The following is a 6,285-nucleotide window of genomic DNA, read 5'->3' as shown; positions in this document are numbered from 1 at the left end:
ACAGTTGTTTCAACCTATCAGAAAATTGCATATCATCCCGCAATGATGCAACGCCCATTTTGGTGTCTATCAAACTAATTTTCTAGTTCAATGGGTTGAAAATTAATTGTCAAACCTACTTGATTAAGAATTAAATATAAATTATTAAGATTAATTTCCTGACTCATTAAAGAATCTACATTTCTCTCGCTAGAATGATTAATTTGAGTTATTTTTCGGGCTTTAATAACATTTTTCAGTGCTGATAAAAACGGCTCAATATCTCCATCATTTAAAGTTTCATCTAAAACTACTTTGAGATATTGACAAGCATATTCACTGTTACTCAATCTTTTTAATAAATCTGTTTGATAATCTAAGGTCGGCATAATTTAATTATCTCCTTTTTCTTGTTTATATTTTTGCCAAAAATTTAGAGCTTTTTTAATATCGCTATTTTGTCTTTTCTTACTTCCGCCGATTAAAAGAATAACGATATTTTTACCATCTAAACCATAATATATACGATAACCTGCCCCAAAATGAAATCGCAATTCACAAATGCCCTCATCAACACTTTTATGATCTCCAAAATTTCCTAAATTTACTCTAGTCAAACGAGCATCAATTCTTATTTGTAAATTTTGATCTAACTGATTAAACCACTCATCAAAAGGGCATTTTCCATCATCTGTTACATACTTTTTTATTTCATATATTTGATTATTCATTGTTGAAGTTTAGGGTATTGAATAACCCTCTCAAATTCCCTCATCTGATAAGATGATAAACATAGAAATATTATAGGATATTTTGATGATAAGGTGGAGGGCTCTGGGTTTTTGATGTGGGGTGGAATGGGGTGGAGGGTGCTGGATGGGGTGAAGGGCTCTGGATAGGGTGAAGGGCACTTTTTGGTGTATATGTTAAAATGAGAATGATTTGATTATAAAGAAAATAATGACGGCTTATACTATTAATTTCGATGTAATTTCTAAAATTGATGATGAAAAGTTTTATCAACTTTGTCGGCATAATCCTGAATTAAAATTAGAACAAAATGAAAAGGGAGAATTGATTATTATGTCACCGACGGGAGGAGAAACAGGAAGATTTAATTCTGAATTAAATGTTGAGTTTGGCATCTGGAATCGTCAAAAAAAATTAGGATATATTTTTGATTCTTCTACCTGTTTTAAACTACCGAAGGGAGGTAGTCGCTCACCTGATGTAGCTTATATTCAAAAAGAAAGATGGGATAATTTAACACAGGAAGAAAAGATTAAATTTCCACCTATTGCTCCTGATTTTATTTTAGAGTTAATGTCTAAAACTGACTCATTAAAAACACTTCGAGAAAAAATGGCAGAATATATGGACAATGGAGTTAAGTTAGGATGGTTAATTAATCCTGATCAAAAAGAGGTAGAAATTTATCGACAAGGGCAGGAAAAAGAAGTTTTAAACAACCCAAAAACTATCTCAGGGGAAGAAGTCTTACCAGAATTTATTTTAGATTTAAGTTTAATTTGGTAGGTTGAGGTGGAGGGCGCCCTCCACCATATAACTTAATTATTGATTATGATAAGGTAGTTTTAAAACGAAGTGGCGTTAAGTTGATGAAAGCATTTGAAGTAATGGCAACCCTAAATAGTGACAAAGAACTTTTATTAGACGATCATTTAGATATAATCACTCCTAGTCGAGTTAAGGTTATTCTTTTGGTGTCTGATGACAATGAGTCTGATCCTGATGATACCCCAGTGGCAGAAATTCAGGCTAGTTTAAGACGAGCTTTACAAGAAAGAAAAGAAGGAAAAACTAGACCTATTTCTGAATTATGGGAGAGAATTGATGGCGAATAATACATTTTCCATGAGATTTGCTAACGAATTTGAGAATAATTTATATAAGTTATCTAAAAAATATCATAATATTAAGGCAGATATAAAACCCATTATTGAACAATTACAAAAAGGAAATATATTGGGCGATAGGATTTCTGGATTTAGTCCAGATATTTATGTTTATAAAGTAAGGGTTAAAAATAGTAATATTCAAAAGGGAAAAAGTGGCGGATATAGGTTAATTTATTTCTGGGAATCGGAAACAAGTATTTTATTATTAACAATTTATAGTAAATCTCAGCAGGAAGATATTAGCATTAATCAGATCAATGCTATTTTAGATGAATTTAACGAAAATTAGTTATTTTTTTCTACCAAAGATGGGTTGATTAATTAGATTAATGAAAATATGATTCAAAATCTGATAATAAATTGTTCATTAAATAAAATTAAGTAACAAGAATTTATTTTGCCTTATTACTCAATTGTCATCACAAGTTTATGGGATGCCCTTCACCCCTTTAACGTATTCCATTCAATAAATTCAACTAAGACTCTTTTCATTGATAATGTCTAATGATTGGCTGATTTTTCTAAGCAATCGGAGATATAATTAGCCGTTGACTCTACAAGGGTAATGGCATCTTCGTAAGCAATTCGAGTAGGTCCAATAATGCCCACGCTACCAATAGCGTAATTTTTTTGATGATAATTAGCAGAAATTAAACTGCAGTATTGCATTGATTGCAAGGGATTTTCTGAACCGATGGTAATTTTAACTTTGGTTTCTGATGGTGACTCTATATCAAGCACTAACGGTAACAATTTTTCTTGTTCTTCTTCTAATAGTTGTAATAAAATTTGTAGTTGTTCAATTTGTGAAAATTCTGGTTGTCGGATCATTTTGGCAATACCTTGAACCATTATGGGTGGTTGATGAGCCAGGCGATAGTTTTTTCTAATTTTTGTTAATAGGCTGTTGATAAAATGGGCATACTGTTGAAAATTATCATTTAGTTCGCTCCAATTTAGCTCAACTAAGTTAAGGAGAGAATGCCCTTTTAGCTTGTGATTTAAAAAGTTAGATAATATCTGTAATTCTCTGTCTATGGTATCTAATAAAAGTTCATTTTCTGTTAACCGAAAATCATCAAAATCTAATAATATTGACTCGGTTTGATAGTTGTCAATAACCATTACTAACATAATTTTTCCTTCTGAAATTCTCAGTAATTGCAAATGGTAAAGAATATTGCCCATGGTGGGAGGAATGGTGACAAAGGCAACGCAACCACTTAAATCTGAGAGAATTTGAGTAATTTTTTTTAAGAGTGTTTCGTAATGACCTCGTAAGGATTTAAGATGTACTTTGAGAGTTTGTTGTAGGGTTGAAGTGCGCTGGGTATTTCGGGTTAATAAACGATCAACATAAATACGATAACCAGAATCAGAGGGTATACGCCCGGCAGATGTGTATGGTTGATAAAGAAGACCAGCTTTTTCTAATTTACCCATGACGTTTCGCACGGTGGCGGAACTGACGCTAAAGTCGTATTCTTCAATTAAGGTCTTTGACCCTACTGGTTCAGCCGTGGCTATATAATGTTTAACGGTTGCCTGAAGTATTTTTTGATGGCGTTCATTGAGTTTGTTTTGAACTGTCATCTTAATTTTTATTTAAGGGAAATTTTATAAAATTTTTATTATTCTGATTCTTAGTATAGCTTGACTTTTATTTTTTCTAATGGTTTACCAAACAATAGAGCTACATACTCTATTCCGGACGGCTAGTTTAAGGTGCACGTTAAAACTCTGTCTTTTAAGACGTAAGCAAAGAAACATGGTACTCCAAGCTATCTTTAAATTTACCTTTGCTCCTTGTCGTTTTGACTTTTAACTAATTTACTGGGTGGGAAATATAGGCTAAATCAACTATTTTTCCTATTATTTCATTTACTTTTATTTCTAATCCTTCTCCTCCTGCTTTCGTGCGTATGTAACCTAAAGCAAAACTACCTTTTTCTGTTTCTAAATAACTGGTTATTTTGCCAATTTTTTCATCATTAATACTCATAATTTGTTTATTCTCAAAATTTATAGACTCATTAAATTCTATGCCCCATAATCTTTGTTTTACTCCTTTATAAGTATTTAGTCTGGTAATGGTTTCTTGTCCTATATAACAACCTTTATCAAAAGAAATTGTCTGCCATAAACCTACTTCAAGGGGGTTATAGTCTTCTGTTAATTCTTTATTTACTTTTGGTTTTCCTTGTAAAATTCTGAGATTTTCGTATTCTGTTTCTGTTAAAACTTTTACAGTATCTAATACTAATTTTTCTTTGATAAAATTAGTTATTTCTTGGGGAATAATTAAAGTATAACCACCTAATTTTAAACCGTCTCCCATGGCTAAAGTTAGCTCTATTTCGTCCATTTTAACTAAGCTATGACAGTGATCATGTTTACTTAAAAACTTTTCATTAAGTAATGGTAATAAGATAGATTTACTTTCATTCCCGATGAGATATAAAACTGTGTATTGAGCAGAAATATCAGCTATTTGTACTTTGTCAAAAGGAAAAATATAACGATCCATTAACTCCATTAAAAACTGTGTTTTTTCAGGAGATGTTAATAATAAAATTTCATCCTCTTTTACATAAACTGTGACTAAATCGATAGTTCTTCCTGTTGAATTTACAAAAACTGTTTCACAACCTTCCCCACTTTTCAAAGATTTTATTTTATTCGTAGTTTGATTATGAATAAAAGATAGACGATCAGCGCCCGTCACCCTAATCAAACTAGTGGAAGGGCGCTGATATAAACCTGTCATTTTTCTTGCTTTTATTGCTGATAAAATCATTTTCCTTTGTCTGAATTGTTTAGGGTGGGCATTGCCCACCATTGTCTAATATTTATTACTTATTTTTAACTACCATTTTGCGTACTGGTAATAATTTAAGGGGAAGTCAACTAATTAACAAGGGCCTAAACCCACTTGAGGAGCAAAAAGCGCCCTCCCTCCCAGTTGATGTTCAATGCGTAATAAGCGATTATACTTAGCCACCCTTTCACTACGACAAAGAGAACCAGTTTTAATTTGCCCAGCGCGCGTCGCCACCGCCAAATCAGCGATTGTAGTATCTTCAGTTTCACCAGAACGATGACTAATTACCGAGCGATAACCCTTACGGTTAGCCAATTCAATAGTGCGTAAAGTTTCCGTTAAAGTACCAATTTGATTAAGTTTGATCAAAATCGAATTACCCACGCCCAAATCAATACCCTTTTGTAAACGAGTGGCATTAGTGACAAATAAATCATCTCCCACTAACTGAATTTTTGAGCCTAATTTATCCGTTAACACCTGCCAATTATCCCAATCATCTTCATGTAAAGCATCTTCAATGGAAATAATGGGATATTTACCAACTAAATCTTCCAGATAAGCAATAAATTCGCTAGGGCTGTGGGCGCTACTATCATAAACATATTGCCCATCCTTATAAAACTCACTGGCAGCCACATCCATCGCTAAAGCCACTTCCTCACCCGGTTTGTATCCAGCAATTTCGATGGCTTGAATCAACAAATCTAAAGCCTCTTGATTTGAACCTAAATTGGGCGCGTAACCACCCTCATCACCCACACCAGATAACAAACCCTTCTCTTTTAAAACTTTGCTTAAACAAGCAAAAATTTCCGCACCCCAGCGCAAAGACTCAGAAAAAGACTCAGCGCCCACCGGCATAATCATAAATTCCTGAAAATCCACGTTATTATCTGCATGAGAGCCACCATTAAGCACATTCATCATCGGCACAGGTAGCACATTGGCTAAAGGACCACCCAAGTAACGATACAAAGGTACTTGTAAATCTAAAGCAACAGCTTTGGCAGTGGCTAAAGATACCGCTAGGATAGCATTAGCTCCCAAATTTTTCTTATTAGGTGAACCATCTAGTGCAATCATTGCCACATCGATGGCAACTTGATCGAAAGCGTCAATATCTAACAATTCAGGGGTAATTTTTTCCCTAATGTTGCGCACTGCGGTTAAAACCCCTTTGCCATCGTAGCGCTTGGGATCATTATCGCGCAACTCGTGCGCTTCAAAACTACCCGTAGAAGCACCACTTGGCACTTGAGCGATACCCACAACACCACTTTCTAGGCGCACTTCCGCTTCCACAGTCGGGCGCCCACGGGAATCTAAAATCTCTCTGGCTTCAATTTCTTCAATAAACAATGAATCTTGTTCTAACATTTCTTTACCCTAGTTTGACCTAGTCTATTATTCAATAAAAATTACCTTTATCATAGTCTCATTTATGAATTATGAATTATGAATTATGAGTTATGAATTATAATCCTCTCCTGCTTCCTCTGCTTCCCTGTCTCCCCGTCTCCCCGTCTCCCTGTCTCCCCGTCTCCCCGTCTCCCTGTCTCCCCG

General features: G+C 34.2%; 8 protein-coding genes. 3 read left to right on the top strand and 5 right to left on the bottom strand.

Features of this window, described 5'->3' with window-relative positions; translation table 11 throughout:
- Positions 1-74: 74 nt before the first annotated feature.
- Together IGQ45_13335 and IGQ45_13330 are read right to left on the bottom strand one after the other, a co-directional pair.
- The gene (locus IGQ45_13335; protein ID MBF2058160.1) at positions 75-368 is read right to left on the bottom strand and encodes a transcriptional regulator; all 294 of its coding nucleotides are present in this window, start codon (positions 366-368) and stop codon (positions 75-77) included.
- 3 nt (positions 369-371) lie between these two features.
- The gene (locus IGQ45_13330; protein ID MBF2058159.1) at positions 372-710 is read right to left on the bottom strand and encodes a type II toxin-antitoxin system RelE/ParE family toxin; all 339 of its coding nucleotides are present in this window, start codon (positions 708-710) and stop codon (positions 372-374) included.
- Positions 711-939: 229 nt separating this feature from the next.
- On the opposite strand from IGQ45_13330, the gene IGQ45_13325 reads away from it, so the two are divergent.
- From IGQ45_13325 to IGQ45_13315, 3 genes are all read left to right on the top strand, one after another.
- Positions 940-1,515 carry a Uma2 family endonuclease gene (locus IGQ45_13325; GenBank protein MBF2058158.1) on the top strand — a complete coding sequence of 192 codons (576 nt, stop codon included), beginning with the start codon at positions 940-942 and terminating at the stop codon, positions 1,513-1,515.
- An 83-nt stretch (positions 1,516-1,598) separates the two neighbouring features.
- The gene (locus tag IGQ45_13320) at positions 1,599-1,844 is read left to right on the top strand and encodes a hypothetical protein (protein ID MBF2058157.1); all 246 of its coding nucleotides are present in this window, start codon (positions 1,599-1,601) and stop codon (positions 1,842-1,844) included.
- Entirely contained in the window at positions 1,834-2,187 is a 354-nt protein-coding gene (locus IGQ45_13315) for a type II toxin-antitoxin system RelE/ParE family toxin (protein MBF2058156.1), read from the top strand. Before IGQ45_13320 ends, IGQ45_13315 begins: the two co-directional genes overlap by 11 nt.
- 212 nt (positions 2,188-2,399) lie before the next feature.
- On the opposite strand, the gene hrcA is transcribed toward IGQ45_13315, so the two are convergent.
- The 3 genes from hrcA to eno all read right to left on the bottom strand — a co-directional run bounded on the left by hrcA (position 2,400) and on the right by eno (position 6,099).
- Positions 2,400-3,491 (bottom strand): heat-inducible transcriptional repressor HrcA, encoded by a 1,092-nt coding sequence (gene hrcA, locus IGQ45_13310; protein ID MBF2058155.1) that lies wholly within the window; start codon positions 3,489-3,491, stop codon positions 2,400-2,402.
- Between the two features lie 232 nt (positions 3,492-3,723).
- Entirely contained in the window at positions 3,724-4,737 is a 1,014-nt protein-coding gene (locus IGQ45_13305; protein ID MBF2058154.1) for a folate-binding protein YgfZ, read from the bottom strand.
- Positions 4,738-4,809: 72 nt separating this feature from the next.
- The gene (eno, locus tag IGQ45_13300) at positions 4,810-6,099 is read right to left on the bottom strand and encodes a phosphopyruvate hydratase (GenBank protein ID MBF2058153.1); all 1,290 of its coding nucleotides are present in this window, start codon (positions 6,097-6,099) and stop codon (positions 4,810-4,812) included.
- Positions 6,100-6,285: the final 186 nt, after the last annotated feature.

The sequence above is a fragment of the Cyanobacterium sp. T60_A2020_053 genome (genome assembly GCA_015272165.1).
GTDB lineage: Bacteria > Cyanobacteriota > Cyanobacteriia > Cyanobacteriales > Cyanobacteriaceae > Cyanobacterium.
This window is presented reverse-complemented; position numbering and strand designations above follow the sequence as displayed.

Excerpts from the sequence above, each read along its gene's own strand:
- IGQ45_13335 (MBF2058160.1), bottom strand. The coding sequence starts at position 368 with ATGCCGACCTTAGATTATCAAACAGATTTATTAAAAAGATTGAGTAAC.
- IGQ45_13330 (MBF2058159.1), bottom strand. The coding sequence starts at position 710 with ATGAATAATCAAATATATGAAATAAAAAAGTATGTAACAGATGATGGA.
- IGQ45_13325 (MBF2058158.1), top strand. The coding sequence starts at position 940 with ATGACGGCTTATACTATTAATTTCGATGTAATTTCTAAAATTGATGAT.
- IGQ45_13320 (MBF2058157.1), top strand. The coding sequence starts at position 1,599 with ATGAAAGCATTTGAAGTAATGGCAACCCTAAATAGTGACAAAGAACTT.
- IGQ45_13315 (MBF2058156.1), top strand. The coding sequence starts at position 1,834 with ATGGCGAATAATACATTTTCCATGAGATTTGCTAACGAATTTGAGAAT.
- hrcA (MBF2058155.1), bottom strand. The coding sequence starts at position 3,491 with ATGACAGTTCAAAACAAACTCAATGAACGCCATCAAAAAATACTTCAG.
- IGQ45_13305 (MBF2058154.1), bottom strand. The coding sequence starts at position 4,737 with ATGGTGGGCAATGCCCACCCTAAACAATTCAGACAAAGGAAAATGATT.
- eno (MBF2058153.1), bottom strand. The coding sequence starts at position 6,099 with ATGTTAGAACAAGATTCATTGTTTATTGAAGAAATTGAAGCCAGAGAG.